13 protein-coding genes and 1 pseudogene are annotated in these 13,916 nt (G+C 54.1%); 6 read left to right on the forward strand and 8 right to left on the reverse strand.

Translation table 11 applies throughout. The features are described from left to right. The first annotated feature begins 73 nt into the window (after nucleotides 1-73). From G9Q38_RS14690 to G9Q38_RS14705, 4 genes are all read left to right on the forward strand, one after another. Nucleotides 74-352, forward strand: a complete 279-nt coding sequence (locus tag G9Q38_RS14690; RefSeq protein ID WP_205962311.1) for a type II toxin-antitoxin system RelB/DinJ family antitoxin — start codon at nucleotides 74-76, stop codon at nucleotides 350-352. Then, on the forward strand, nucleotides 324-509 hold the full coding sequence (locus tag G9Q38_RS14695) for a type II toxin-antitoxin system mRNA interferase toxin, RelE/StbE family (RefSeq protein WP_166132177.1): 186 nt from the start codon (nucleotides 324-326) through the stop codon (nucleotides 507-509). The genes G9Q38_RS14690 and G9Q38_RS14695 overlap by 29 nt, the downstream gene beginning before the upstream one ends. A 107-nt stretch (nucleotides 510-616) precedes the next feature. Then, nucleotides 617-937: a nucleotide pyrophosphohydrolase gene (locus tag G9Q38_RS14700; protein ID WP_166132178.1), complete on the forward strand. Its 321-nt coding sequence runs from the start codon at nucleotides 617-619 to the stop codon at nucleotides 935-937. Then, nucleotides 934-3,123 carry a DNA/RNA helicase domain-containing protein gene (locus tag G9Q38_RS14705; protein WP_166132179.1) on the forward strand — a complete coding sequence of 730 codons (2,190 nt, stop codon included), beginning with the start codon at nucleotides 934-936 and terminating at the stop codon, nucleotides 3,121-3,123. The genes G9Q38_RS14700 and G9Q38_RS14705 overlap by 4 nt, the downstream gene beginning before the upstream one ends. A 239-nt stretch (nucleotides 3,124-3,362) precedes the next feature. Here the strand turns inward: G9Q38_RS14705 and G9Q38_RS14710 are convergent, their stop codons facing one another. The 4 genes from G9Q38_RS14710 to G9Q38_RS14725 all read right to left on the reverse strand — a co-directional run bounded on the left by G9Q38_RS14710 (nucleotide 3,363) and on the right by G9Q38_RS14725 (nucleotide 7,279). Further along, a complete protein-coding gene (locus tag G9Q38_RS14710) occupies nucleotides 3,363-3,983 on the reverse strand; it encodes a 2-hydroxychromene-2-carboxylate isomerase (protein ID WP_166132180.1) in 621 nt (206 codons plus the stop codon). Then, the gene (locus G9Q38_RS14715; protein ID WP_166132181.1) at nucleotides 3,980-5,326 is read right to left on the reverse strand and encodes an MFS transporter; all 1,347 of its coding nucleotides are present in this window, start codon (nucleotides 5,324-5,326) and stop codon (nucleotides 3,980-3,982) included. Before G9Q38_RS14715 ends, G9Q38_RS14710 begins: the two co-directional genes overlap by 4 nt. Before the next feature lie 99 nt (nucleotides 5,327-5,425). Beyond that, nucleotides 5,426-6,214 (reverse strand): aldolase, encoded by a 789-nt coding sequence (locus tag G9Q38_RS14720; RefSeq protein ID WP_166132182.1) that lies wholly within the window; start codon nucleotides 6,212-6,214, stop codon nucleotides 5,426-5,428. A gap of 159 nt (nucleotides 6,215-6,373) precedes the next feature. Next, nucleotides 6,374-7,279, reverse strand: coding sequence for a LysR family transcriptional regulator (locus tag G9Q38_RS14725; protein ID WP_228276152.1), 906 nt, complete (start codon nucleotides 7,277-7,279; stop codon nucleotides 6,374-6,376). Between the two features lie 479 nt (nucleotides 7,280-7,758). Here G9Q38_RS14725 and rlmF point away from each other — a divergent pair, with 479 nt between their 5' ends. After that, nucleotides 7,759-8,721 (forward strand): 23S rRNA (adenine(1618)-N(6))-methyltransferase RlmF, encoded by a 963-nt coding sequence (gene rlmF, locus G9Q38_RS14730; protein ID WP_166132183.1) that lies wholly within the window; start codon nucleotides 7,759-7,761, stop codon nucleotides 8,719-8,721. On the opposite strand, the gene G9Q38_RS14735 is transcribed toward rlmF, so the two are convergent. Both G9Q38_RS14735 and G9Q38_RS14740 read right to left on the reverse strand, forming a co-directional pair. After that, nucleotides 8,712-9,485 (reverse strand): spermine/spermidine synthase domain-containing protein, encoded by a 774-nt coding sequence (locus G9Q38_RS14735; RefSeq protein WP_228276153.1) that lies wholly within the window; start codon nucleotides 9,483-9,485, stop codon nucleotides 8,712-8,714. The two genes, rlmF and G9Q38_RS14735, sit on opposite strands and share 10 nt — an antisense overlap. Before the next feature lie 38 nt (nucleotides 9,486-9,523). Beyond that, the gene (locus G9Q38_RS14740) at nucleotides 9,524-11,173 is read right to left on the reverse strand and encodes a thiamine pyrophosphate-binding protein (protein WP_166132184.1); all 1,650 of its coding nucleotides are present in this window, start codon (nucleotides 11,171-11,173) and stop codon (nucleotides 9,524-9,526) included. A 172-nt stretch (nucleotides 11,174-11,345) separates the two neighbouring features. On the opposite strand from G9Q38_RS14740, the gene G9Q38_RS14745 reads away from it, so the two are divergent. Beyond that, on the forward strand, nucleotides 11,346-12,179 hold the full coding sequence (locus tag G9Q38_RS14745; RefSeq protein ID WP_205962312.1) for a DUF3750 domain-containing protein: 834 nt from the start codon (nucleotides 11,346-11,348) through the stop codon (nucleotides 12,177-12,179). Between the two features lie 28 nt (nucleotides 12,180-12,207). Here the strand turns inward: G9Q38_RS14745 and arfB are convergent, their stop codons facing one another. Both arfB and G9Q38_RS14755 read right to left on the reverse strand, forming a co-directional pair. Then, nucleotides 12,208-12,612, reverse strand: a complete 405-nt coding sequence (gene arfB, locus G9Q38_RS14750; protein ID WP_166132185.1) for an alternative ribosome rescue aminoacyl-tRNA hydrolase ArfB — start codon at nucleotides 12,610-12,612, stop codon at nucleotides 12,208-12,210. Between the two features lie 86 nt (nucleotides 12,613-12,698). Beyond that, a pseudogene (locus G9Q38_RS14755) lies at nucleotides 12,699-13,916 on the reverse strand (glycosyltransferase).

Genomic DNA, 13,916 nt, shown 5'->3' on the forward strand with positions numbered 1-13,916 from the left:
ACCCAGTTGATCTTGCGAAATCAACCGATTTGCGATACATTGTATCTCAATCAGACTCAACGGGAGATTCCTTATGGCAAACACCACTATGGTGCACGTTCGTGTAGACGAAAAAATCAAGGCAGAGGCCACGGAAACCCTGGCATCAATGGGTTTGACCGTTTCTGATGCTGTGCGCGTCTTCCTGACCCGCGTAGTCGCCGACAAGGAGCTGCCATTCGCAGTTAAGGCCCCAAATACCCGCAGCCGTAAGGCGATGGCCGAGGCTGAAGAAATCATCAAGAACCGTCGCACCCGCTTCAATAACTCAGAAGCCCTGATTGATGACCTCGAAAAAGTCAGCCGCAAGTAAGCGAACCACCCTGCCACGCGCTAACGGAGATTGGGCTGGCTATCGAAAGTGCCATGTGGGTGGCGACTTTCTGCTGATATACCGACTTGATGACACAGGCAAACACGGCCTAGTGGTGTTTGTACGAAGTGGCACCCATTCCGAACTATTCTCGTAGCCAGAAGCGGCGCACACATTCGGCCAACCGCACTGACGAAGTCAAACACAAACCGCTACCAGTCAAGTTATCATCTATTCCATCAACCTAACCTGGGAAAGCAGCAAATGGATCAAGTCATTCAGCGACTGCGCCGGTTCCGCGACGAACGAAACTGGCAGCAATTCCACAACTCTAAAGATCTGGCCATGGCGCTTAGTATCGAGGCCGGCGAATTGTTGGAGGCGTTTCTGTGGAAGTCGCCGGAAGACGCCGACCCGGAGAAAGTTAAGGAAGAGCTCGCCGATGTCTTTGCCTATGCACTGCTGCTGTCAGATGCTTACAACTTCGACTTAGAGAAAATCATTCTGGAAAAAATTGACAAGAATGAAGCAAAATATCCAGTAAACAAGGCAAAGGGAACTGCGAAAAAATACAACGAGCTATGAGCCATACCCATCTTGTCGAAGTAAACCGTTATCGGTTTTCAACAGAAACTTTGGCGGAAATCGAGTCCGATGCGTACGCAGCCAATAACTGGCCGCTGGTTTATATCCTTAGCGATAGAAAAACGCGTCGCGCCTACATCGGGGAAACCACCGACACCATCACTCGACTGGGAACGCATCTTAAGCACCCTAAAAAACAATCTTTAACGACGGTGCACCTGGTTAGCAGTGAGCGCTTCAATAAGTCAGCAACACTCGATATTGAGTCGTCCCTTATAAAGTACATGTCGGCTGACGGGAGTTTCAATTTACTGAACGGCAACCTGGGGTTGAGTGACCACAATTACTACCAAAGAGACGAGCTTTATTACAAGATCTTCCGTGAGACTTGGGACAGGCTGCGCAGATACGGAGTTGTGGAAAGGTCGATTGAAGCCATCGACAATTCGGATGTCTTCAAGTACTCGCCGTACAAGTCGCTGTCGGCAGATCAACAGCAAGGCCTGATCGAGATAATGCGATCGCTGGTTGACTCTAACTTGAAAAATGTCGTGGTCCAAGGCGGCGCCGGAACCGGGAAGTCGGTACTGGCTATCTTCCTTTTCAAGCTCATTCACTCCGATCTTGAAGAATTGGACCTGCGTGAGTTTTCCGAAGAAGAAAAAGAGCTGCGAACGCTTCTACTGCAGCTCAAGCAGATATTTCCACGTCCACGTATGGCCTTAGTAGTTCCCATGAACTCATTTCGAAGCACGCTGAAAAAGGCTTTTCGCCATGTTGCTGGCCTGCACCCCGACATGGTCATCAGCCCTTCGGAACTGACGCAACAACACTACGACATCGTCTTGGTGGATGAGTCTCACCGTTTGCGCAAGCGCGTTAACCTGGGGGCATATTACGGCGCGTTCGACAGGGCCTGTGCGGGTCTTGGTTTAGACAAGAACACGTGCAGCGAAGTGCACTGGGTCACGCAGCAATCAGCCAAGGCGGTTTTCTTCTACGATCCGAACCAAAGCATCAAACCATCCGATGCCAACGAATCCGACTTCGACCATATCAAGTCATCACCAACCAGCAAGGTCATGACACTCGTTTCACAATTCCGGGTTCGGGCAGGACTTCATTATGCACATTTTGTTGACGACCTTTTGAATCTCCGACTTCCAGCAGGCAAAAAATTCAGTTCAAGCAAATACGAATTTCTGGTCTTCGACGAGCTGTCGGACATGGTTAAAGAGATTGAGCGCAGAAACAACAACTATGACCTGGCACGTTTGGTCGCAGGCTACTCTTGGCGCTGGGTCTCAAAAAACACCCCGGATTTGCACGACATTGAAATCGGCGACGTGCGATTGCGCTGGAACAGAACGAATATTGATTGGATCAACTGCCAAGGTGCCGAGAACGAAGTGGGCTGCATCCATACCACCCAAGGCTACGACCTGAATTACACCGGGGTCATTTTTGGTCATGAAATCAAATATGACGAACAGCGCGATGAAATTGTTATCGACAAAAATAATTACCATGACCGCAATGGGAAGCAGGCAATTAAGGACCCACACGAACTCAAGCAATACATACTGAATATTTACCAGACTATTATGCTGCGAGGCATACGCGGCACGTTCATCTACGCATGCGACGACGGGCTGCGTCGCTACCTGAAGCGGCATGTGGAAAGCTATAAATCCAATGTCATTGCGTTTCCAGAACCGGCGGCGCCGCTGGAGCCTTACGTTAATGCAGTTCCGCTGTATGACCTGCATGCCGCTGCCGGTAACTTCAGCGAGTTTCAACAGGTGGAGCATGAAAACTGGGTATCCGTACCCGAGGGCATGCCCGTGGGGAAAAATATTTTTGCCTGCCATGTCGCGGGCGAATCCATGAACAAGATTATTCCTGACGGCGCTATCTGCCTGTTTCGCTTGAATCCTGGCGGTAGCCGAAACGGGAAAATCGTTCTGGTCGAGTGCGCTGACATACAAGACGGCGACGCCGGCTCACGTTACACCGTTAAGGAGTATCAAAGCTTCAAGACCTATACTGAAGACGGTGCCGAGAATTTTCAGGTTTTATTGAAACCAAGGTCTACGAATCCTGCACTAACTGCAATTGAACTCAGCAGCAAAGACGACGAACACCGTTATCGGGTGGTCGGTGAGTTTTTGGGGGTGATTAGTTAGTCTAATTATCCTAGGCGCAAATAGCCCAAGTAACTCAAAATCTCCGGTCGACTAGGGCACAACCGTATCTATATTTGACTGTACGACGGTAAATCGCCTTGATACGCATCGCCCCTTATGCAAAATACAAACTGGGCAATCCTAGGATAGAATCAATTGGGGACACTGGGTATTACCCCCATTAAGCCTGCTCTTCGCAAAAAACAAGTTTAATGAATACCTCATGTCCCCTTTTTTGATCAAAAGCCATTGAGCCTCACCGCCAACGCCTCGGCAACTGCCTCTTCCAGAAAGTCTAGTCTATCCTGGCCCCAAAACCCTTCACCGCGGAACGCATACCAAGGTGAGCCGAATACGCCTTCACCAACCGCTTCGTCAGTGTATTTTCTGTATACGGCGCCCACATCGTCCGTCATTGCAAGCTGCATAATGCGTTCACTTGGCAAATGCAGCTTTGCGGCCACAGCCAATAGCACGCCCGGATCGGATATGTCCTGCTCATGACACCATTCTGCTTCAAGAATCAACTTGTACAGGGCCGCCACGTTCAAGCCCAGTTGATCGCACGCGATCGTAAAACGCGAGGCGAGATCGCCATTGGGGCACATATGGCGGGGAGTGATATTGATGGGTATCGCCAATTGGCGCATCCATCGCTTTAACTCCGCTTCGCGATAGGCTTGTCGCTCGCGCGAACGTAAATTTAGCGGAATGCCGCCTGTTCGTGAATACACGTCCAGCAGGTCAACCGGCTTGTAGTTGATCTTGACATCGTAGCGAGCGGCAATGCCTTCCAGGCGGTCGGCTCCCAAGTAAGCCCAATCCGAGTTGATCCAAAAATAGTAGTCAATGGTATTCATACATGCTGCCCCGTTAGTTCAGGCACGATGTGAGCCACCGGTGGGTTGGATCGCATGCGCCATGCGCTCAAGAACGCTACCAGTCCTAGACCGGTCAGGTACCAGACGATATACTGCGGACTTCCGTCGCCTGCGGCCAACAGCCACGTTGCCACGATAGGCGCCAGACCACCACCAATCGCACCGGACACTTGGACAGCTAGCGAAATACCGCTGTAGCGAACTTCAGACGGAAACTGATTGGAAAACAAGATGGCTTCAGGGCCATAAAGACTGGCATACACGGCACCAATCGCTGCCACCATAGCCACTGTGACCCATATTTCTTGACGTGTGCCCAGCAGTTCAAAAAAGTAGGTACTGAATAGCCCGATGCCAATAGCACCCAACATAAACACCCATTTATGGCCAATGCGATCGCCCAACATGCCAAACAAAGGCATCGTAAAGAACGACAGGAGAGCGCCCCAAGTAATGGCGTCCAGCACGATCGTTTTTTCGACCCCTAGCGTACCGGTCGCATAAGCAAGGGCGAACGTCACCACAGTATAAAACCAAGTCACTTCGGCCAGGCGCGCACCGACCACGCGCAAGACATCTTTCGGGTGTTTTTTTAACACCACCATAATGGGCACGTCTGCCTTCTTTCCGGCTTGCTCCATGGCCTCGAAGTCGGGCGATTCGGCAACCTTGACGCGGATAAACCAGCCAACAAGCAGCAGCACAACACTGGCCAGAAACGGAATCCTCCAGCCCCATGACAACATATCTTCTTCGGGCAAGCTGGCTACTGCACCCATTGCCAGCGATGAAAGGATAAGCCCGGGCGCAACACCCATTTGCGGCAGACTGCCAAAGAAACCCTTCTTGCCGTCAGGTGCATGCTCAACGGCCATTAGCACAGCGCCGCCCCACTCTCCGCCTACTGCGACTCCCTGAAGAAAGCGCATGAGGACAAGAAGTACAGCGGCCCAATAGCCGATGCTTTCATACGAGGGAATCAGACCGATCAATATCGTCGGCACTCCCATGAGCACGAGCGTAATCAACAGCATCGACTTTCGGCCCACCTTGTCGCCAAAGTGGCCAAAAACAATACCGCCCAGCGGGCGAGCAAAAAAACCAACTGAATATGTGGCAAAGGCTGCCAACGTACCCATTAACGGGTCAATGTCTGGGAAGAAAATTTTGTTGAAAATGAGCGCTGCGGCGGTCCCGTAAAGGAAAAAATCATACCATTCGATAGTAGTGCCCATCATACTGGCGATGCCGGCGGTCACGTACTGTCGACGCGAGCGCGCGCCACGCTTTCCTGCAGACGGTTTTGGTTGCGTAGAAGTCATTGTCTCCTCCTGGATGCAAATTGAATATGTTTTATTTTGTCTATGCCGGGCATTGACACATTAGTCGGTTCAGTGGGCATAGCTTGGAACGGTTGGAAGCTACAGGCTGGCAGCGCTAGTGATTGGCCTGTCTTTATCAACTTGCCTGCACCAATAATCAAAGGTGCCCTTCACAATCGACGGCTTAAGCAAATAGTCGTGGGCTTCTTTGGCCAATTCGTCGGCAACGGGAGTCAGTGGCCCATAAACGCGGGCGCGTGTCTGCATGCGCGCGGCACGCTCAAGGTAGACAGACAAGTACGTGGCCTCTTCGACTGTATTGCCCGAGGTGAGGTAGCCATGATGAGCAAGAATAATGGATCGTTTTCTGCCCAGCGCTTCCGAAATCAGTACCCCTTCCTGGTCCGCAATAGGCACACCTGGCCAGTCCGCCAGAAACGCGCAATCATCATGAAAAGGGGTCATGTCCATTTGGGAAATGATCAGCGGTTGCCGCGCCGCGGCCAGGGCGGACACCCACGGCGAATGCGCATGGACGATCGCGTTAATGTCTGAGCGTTCTTTGTACACCCACAAATGGAAGCGAGTGGCAGGGTTAGCCATCCCTTGCCCAGTCAGTGTTTCCAGATCAGGGCCAACCTCGATGAAATCGTCAGCTGTCGCTTCGTCAAAGCCTAAACCGAAGCGGAGCGTCCAATACGCTCCTGGGCGCTCGGATCGTGCACTGATCTGTCCTGCCAACCCGGCCTCCTGACCTGTGGCAGCCAGGATCTGACAGGTATAAGCCAAGCTTTCCTGCAAAGAGCGCTTAACGGGCTGGAAATGCTGTCGCATTTCAGACGTTGCGCGTTCGTCAAAATACTCTTTTGCTCGTAGTGGTGCGTTCATGAAGTATTCCTATTCTAGATTTCGCCATGTCGGCCGATACAAGGCCAAACTTGATGTGGATCAATTCTAGGAATACACGCTACAAAGAACCATGAAGCGGCAGTCATAACAGATATGCGATATCGGCCTGTCTCTATGAGTGGCCCGGCTTCTGTGACATTAGGGAAAACCTGTGGTCATCGCTAATAACTGCTGGGCCAGAACAGGGACATTGCCGGTACTGCGTACGATAGCCACCACTCGACGTTGCAATAAGGGCTCAGATATCGTCAGCTTGACTAAGTGGTAATCATCCAGCAGTCGTGACGGAGTATGTTCTGGCAATATGCAGCCGCCGATACCCAGAGACACCAATTGCAACATAGCATCAATGGTATTTGCCTCAGCCCCAACCAGCCCGTCCAGATTGGCGCTTTTCAGCATGCGCCGTAAAGCAAAATCTTCAGGGAAAGCCACCAGCGTTAAATCGGCATCATGCAAATTGACTTCCACGTCGGTGGGGTAACGTCCTTTCTGCACGACAAGGCACATCTTATCGTCAAATAGCGGGACCGATTTAAGCGCTTCCGATGCCACCGCGGAGTCATACACAAAGCCGATATCTGCCCTTCCCTTTTCCACCAGCTCGACCACGCCGGGGGAGCTGCGCGCCATGACCGATAAGTTCACCCTTCGGTGTTGGCTGACGAATTTCTTCAGCAGCTCGGCGAAATAGTGGCTCAACGTATGGATGCTAGCGACGCGCAAACTTCCTTCGAACGCACCTTCTTCGACCTTGGCCGATTCCAGCGCCGCATCAATCTTTGCATAGTGTTCTTGCGTACCTTGTTGTAGCCGTTCACCAGCCTCAGTCAAGGTAACCCCTCGTCCAGTACGGACAAACAGTGGTTGGCCCAGCATAGCTTCAAGAGTAGCTAATTGACGGCTCAACCCCGATTGGCTAACGTCGAGTTCCTCGGCCGCTTTGGACAGGGACGAATATTCAGCGATCTTGAGGAAATAGCGTAGCTGACGGTCGAGAGGGTCCATGGAGGCTTGGGTGGTTGGTGTGGACGGGGTCTTCATATGATAATGCGGCCCCAGACGGAGTCAACCACACTGAGCCAAGACGCGCAGATGGTAAATCTCAAAACTCCTGAACCCATACGCCTTGCGCGACAGCATTTCCATTTCTGTGTGAAGTCCTACAATGCTTCCAACACAACCCTTGCTGCGGCATCTTCGCAAATTTTCACCGACTGCGGTGGACAATTATTCGCATCCGATGTTCAGCTGAATTATGCGGATTCCGAGGTCATCCGTATCCTGGTTAAAACATCACCGTTTACTCGGGTCGATTGGCAATGTGCCACCGGTCGAAGCTGAATAACGTTAATATCGACAACTCGCGGCACCTGCCGTGGAACCTGTTCTACTTTAACCATACAGCCTCCGCAACTTCCCGTCTGATTCATTACTATACGAGGCTGACCAAACAGGCCCGTAGCGCGCATTGCCAATACCATGCTCCAGCTCGTCCGCTTCCAAGTAGCTTCCCAAACCCAATGCCCACCCTCTCCTTGTTCCATCCCCGCAATCGCCACCAGGGCCGCTACGATTTCACCGCATTGATCAAAAGCATGCCGGAACTCGCCGCGTTCGTGCGGGTCAACCCGCATGGCGATCAAAGCATTGATTTTGCCAACAGCGCCGCGGTGCGGGCGCTGAACGCGGCTCTGCTCAAAGCCTGGTACGGCTTGGCTCATTGGGATATCCCGGAAGGCTATTTATGCCCGCCCATTCCGGGTCGGGGCGATTATGTGCATCATCTGGCCGACCTGGTGGCAGAACACAATGCAGGCGTCATACCCCGCGGTCCGGCGGTGCATGTGCTAGACATCGGCACAGGCGCCAGCGCAATCTACCCGGTCATCGGCCATTGTGACTATGGGTGGCGCTTCACGTGCTCGGATATTGATCCGGTTGCCATCAAATCGGCGCAAGCAATTATCCAGGCGAACCCCGGCCTAAGGAACTCAGCCGAAGTACGCCTCCAGAAATCGCCGGCCCATATCTTCAAAGGCCTGGTCGGCGTGAATGAATACTTTGACCTGACACTGTGCAATCCCCCTTTCTACAGTTCATCGGAAGAGGCGGCAGACAATTCGGAAAGGAAATGGCGCGGCCTGGGCAAAGCCGGGGCGCGGCACAAACGCCCGTTGCTGAATTTTGGCGGTCGCGATAACGAGCTATTGTACGAAGGCGGCGAGGCCCTGTTCATCAGCCGCATGGCCGAAGAAAGCACCATCTTCCAGAAACAGGTGCTTTGGTTCTCCACGCTGGTCTCGAAGGAATCGAACCTGCCGAAAGTCTATCGCAGCATCAAAAACGCCGGTGCACTCGAAGTGCGCACCGTCGGAATGGCACAGGGCCAGAAGAAAAGCCGCTTCGTGGCCTGGACCTTTCTGAACCCTGCAGATCAAAAAGCATGGCACAGCAGGCGCCCAGCGTGCAGCGCTTATCCTTGAACGGGCGCTTCGTCGTTACTCATCCATTTGTGCAGGCCGTCAACCCAGGTGCGCGCGGGCAGGCCCAGCTTGGCTTGGATTTGTTCAGCGCGTTTGTAAAGGTCGTCGAAGTCTACCGAAGGCGACCGCTTGAACGCAATGGCCACGATGTTGCCTTGGTGTACTTCAGGCAGCCACGCCACAGCCTCGAACGATTCCTGCAACATCTGAATGTGGTGCAGGTGTTCCGGCCAGTCGCAATATAAATTGATGGTCAAAATACCGGTGGCCGTCAGGCAACTCGCGCATTGAGCGTAGAAGGCGGCGGTGCTACGCAAAGGTCTTATGGCTTGGGCATCGTACAAATCAACTTGCAGAACGTCGATTGAACGACGGCGGGAAAAGTCCGACACATAATCCATGGCATCCAGCGGCAGCACGCTTAGGCGCCCGTCGTCGGGCGGTAAGGCAAAGTGGTTGCGGCAGGCCGTGATCACGTCGGGATCCAGCTCAATGGCGGTCACTTTGGCTGGGGATAAGCGTTGATAACAAAATTTGGTGAGCGCGGCTGCGCCCAGGCCAAGTTGAACGATATGCGCCGCATTATCGCGAAACAGCAGCCACATCATCATTTGCTGAACGTACTCAAGCTCAATATCGTTGGGCTGGTTAATCCGCATGGCACCCTGTACTACAGAAGAGCCAAAGTGCAGGGTGCGTACACCGTCGTTTTCCAGAATATTCAGCATGAGGTCACGGCCATGGGGGAATACAGCGAACCGCATTATCCCCCAATACAGGGTTTTACGCCTGTGCCGTTCCCCTAAGGGCGCGCAATGGCGGCCCCACCATAAACGGATGCGGGGTCGATCTTCATGTCGATCACCAATGGGCGCTTGCGGTCGCGCGTGGCCACGGCGTTCATTGCCGCCTGCAATTCGTCGCTGCTGGTCACGGTTAACCCCTTGCAACCGAAAGCCTCGGCGATGCGCGCAAAGTCACGCGACGGCAACAGCGAGATGTCTGGATCCATGTTGTGCATGGTCATGGCAATATGCTCTGCGCCGTAGCTGCCATCGTTGGCCACGATCACGACCAGGTCCAGTTGCTCGGCCACGGCAGTGGCCAGTTCGCTCAGGCCGCTCAGCATGAAGCCGCCATCCCCGGTAACAAGCAGGGTTGGCCGATCTCCGGCTGCTCTGGCGGCGCCCATGGCCGTGGCCTCGCCAATACCAATGGACGAAAAGCCGTTGCCGTCGACGTAAGAGCGCGGATTCGGCACCGAGATCACGTTCCAGAATGCGAACATGAAACGCCCGGAACCCGTAACGAACACGCGGTCCTTGGGCAGCGCCTCTTCCACTGCAAAGGCCACCTCGTAAAGGTCAACGGTTCCGGCCGGCGTCGAATGCACGAGTTTCGTTCGCGCCTTCTCGTGATAAGTCTTGAGTTCCTCGAGCAGGTCGTCGTTACGTGCGCCAGAGCCCGGAATCTCGGCCTCGTCCAACCAGTTGACCATGGCATCGGCCGTTAAGCCGGGATCACCGAGCAGACCAACGGTTACGGGCGTGCAGCGTCCGAGCTCACTTGGCAGCGGATTGATCTGGACAATCCGTTTGCCGCGGGTCAGGCCCCGCTCTCCCGAAGTGTATTTATTCAGGCTCGCGCCGAACACAATCAGGCAGTCGCTGCGCCCAATCACGTCCAGTGCCACCTCATGAGCAACGGTTCCGGAAATGCCCAGGTTGAACGGATCATCATTGAAAAGCCCTTTCCCCCGCAATGAGGTTGCCACGGGCGCCTCAATGCGCCGCGCAAAACGCAATACCGCAGCCTCGGCCTCCGGGCTATCTACCCCACGCCCGGCGATAACAACCGGCAAGCGCGACGAAGCGATGATGCCGATGGCGTCATCCATGTCAGTGCTGCTTTCAATAACGCTACGCGTCTCGGGTAGTCGCAGGTACGGTTTCTGATATTCAACTTCCACCCACTGGAACTCCACCGGTATATTCAGCACGATGGGTCGACGCTCAACATGGGCACGGTAGAACGCCCGCGCCAAGTCTTCGGCCACGGTTTCCGGACTGCGCAGCATCTCGAAGCCTGCCCCGGAGGCTTCAACCAGCCCTCGTTGATTTACATTCTGGGCGTGTTCGCGGTCAATCGCCGGGGTATCACCGGCAAGCAGCACCATGGGCGTACCCGCCTTGACGCCTTCAACCAGGGGCGTGATGGTGTTTGTTAAGCCAGGGCCGTGGGTGACAGCCGCCACGCCCACCTTCCCTGCCACACGGGCCCAACCCTGTGCCATCAACACAGCACTCCCTTCATGAACGGCCGCGACATAGTGCCCGTTGCCGTCACGGCGAAAACTATCGATGATGTACACACACCCGTCTCCGAGCACGCCAAACAACTCCGTACAACCCATATCCGACAATCCGCGGGCAATCGCTTCATAGACTTTCACAATTTCTCCTCGGTTATTCAACGTCGAAAGAATTTTCTTGGCGCCTTTCTGTTGGCACCTCTCAGTTCAAAGTCTAAACCCCTTCGGAAAGACGAGTGTCATTAACCTTGCAAAGAACGTGTTTTTAGTTGGGTGCCAATGTACGAAGTGTGCAACGCCTTATGAACGCATAATGGATGATATGCTTTCCTCATTAACTCATTACACATGGCAAACCATGGCTTTACGTGCCGTTAGGAAAACTCTGATCGCATTTGCCGGTTGCGTATTTCTGGCTGCCACCGCAACCGAGGCAGTGGCCCAGTCCAAGAGTCCGGCACGAAGCTGGCGCGCCGCAGCGCGGCACTCGGCCGGCATGGCTCCCGATCCCGCAGCGCTGAAAAATACCAATATTGTTCAGGTTTATGCTGCCTCAACCTGGGGCTGGCGTGGCAATTTCGCCGTTCACACCTGGCTCATTTTCAAGCGTGCCGACGATAACGCTTACACTCGCTACGACGTCGTTGGATGGCGTAAACCCAATGTGGTTCAGCGCAACTATGGCCCGCCGGATGGGTACTGGTACGGCTCAGCCCCGCAGCTTCTGGTAGACCACCGCGGCCCGCATGTTGCCCAGATGATCGACGAAATTGAAACGGCGATTGCCGACTACCCTTACGCCGACACGTACAAAAGTTATCCGGGGCCCAACAGCAACACTTTTCTGGCACATATTGGGCGCCAGGTGCCGGCGCTGCAGCTCGACCTGCCTGCCAACGCCATCGGCAAAGATTACCGCCCCCTGTATCAGCCTATTGGCCTTTCAACCTCGGGCACCGGAATTCAGGCATCGCTTTTGGGGCTGCTGGGTGTAACCCTTGGTTGGGAAGAAGGCCTGGAATTGAACCTGCTGGGTCTGCATTTCGGTATCGACCTGAACCGCCCGGCGCTGCGCTTACCTTTCATTGGCCGACTTGGAATGAGCGATACAACCTATACGAAAGGCGCGGCCAACGCGCATCAGTAAACCCAAAATCAAAGCAGCGCGCTGCCCTCTACAACACCCGCCCCCGCAATCGCTTCACTTGCCCTCTTACCGCTTTGCCCTCAAGCCTGCGGCGCTTCGAGCCCAGCGTGGGTCTTGTCGGTTTGCGTATCCTACGCGGCATCGACACGCTGTCCACCAAAGCCTGCAGCCGGTCAATGGCTTCCAGTTTGTTCTTTTCCTGACTACGGCTGCTTTGCGCCTTAATCACCACCACGCCGTCGTCGGTAATACGCTGATCGCGCAAGGCAAGCAGGCGCTCTTTGATCTCATCGGGCAGCGATGAGTGCGGAATTGAATAACGCAGATGAATGGCACTTGAAACCTTGTTCACGTTCTGGCCGCCCGTGCCCTGTGCACGGATGGCGCTGAAAGTCATTTCGTCTTTTGAAACAGGGAACCGGGTGATCGTCATAGCATGCTGAAGATAGTGTTTCGCATAAAGGTAACAGGTAACGCGGCTGGCGTCACAAAGCAGCAGGCACCGAGTGGTACCTTGATTTACCTTGCGGAAACAAGCAGCTTCTCAAGCGTCGCTACGCCATTAGCCAGCCCATCCTCACACGACATGGTTTGGCCTAACTGTACCGCTCGCCCAACAACTGCTTTGCTTTCTACAAAACAAAGCGCATCGGAAAGGCATTTCACATCCGCGCGCACCGGCGAAATTGGTGCCGACGCAACACCTAGACGCTGCAACCGGGATGCCCAGAAATGTTGGTCACCCACAAAAGGCATAACAATTGACGGCTTACCGGCCCGCAGGGCTGAATGCGTTGTACCCGACCCTCCATGATGAATCACCGCAGCCATTCGGGGGAAAAGCCAGTCGTGCGGCGTTTCATCGATACAAAGAATGTTATCGGGCAACGTGACTTCGCCCAAACCATTCCATCCCCGCGCGAATATCGCGCGCCGCCCGTCTAGCGCCGCAACCATTTACTTCACAATTTTCGGCATATCGATGCCTGTCATACTGCCAAACCCCATGTAAATGGGTGCATCGCCTCGGGCAAGAAAACGGGCGAGGTCATCGGACGGGGTATAGTCGGCACCCGACCGCAGTATCCACTGACCGCACACATAGGCGTTAGCGGGCCAGTCCTTCGGGCGTGGCAGCAGCGTTGGCGAGATGCCGTAAAGCATGGAGTGGTCTGTCCACAACGTTTTCCTTGACGGCAACGCCAGCACGTTGTCCCTGGCTTGGTTCAATGCTTTCTTGAAAGCGAACCAGAACAACTGATTCGTCAGTGCAAGGCTTGCCTTATTAAGCCCGCGTGGAACCCATGAGGGCGGCAGGAACGGCGAGGCAAACTCCCGTGATGGTGTCAGCGGAATCATCCCTGCTCCAATGGCAGGAACATCAAGACGCTCCGCAACGGAAAGCCCCACAAAACCGGCTAACCCCGACGTCACGATTGCATCGCAACCTTGGGCAACGTCTAAGGTTTGTTTCATCCATGCTGCGCTATTTTCATTCGTGAGTTTCACAAGGGCTTGTGAAGTGCTTCGTGGCCCTTTTTGCGCCCATTCTGAAAAGAGTGTTCGAACGTCACCGGACAGAGGCGAAGCAGGAATTGCGCACGTGGACGCTAGCCCAAGGGTACGGGCATCTCCAAGCAAATGCACCTCATGCCCGGCTTGGCGCAAGGCATAACTTAGCGCAATGAGTGGGCGTGTATCGCCTTCGGTGCCGTAGGTTAAAACGATAAGTTTCAT

The organism is Pusillimonas sp. DMV24BSW_D (assembly GCF_011388195.1).
GTDB classification, from domain to species: domain Bacteria; phylum Pseudomonadota; class Gammaproteobacteria; order Burkholderiales; family Burkholderiaceae_B; genus Neopusillimonas; species Neopusillimonas aestuarii.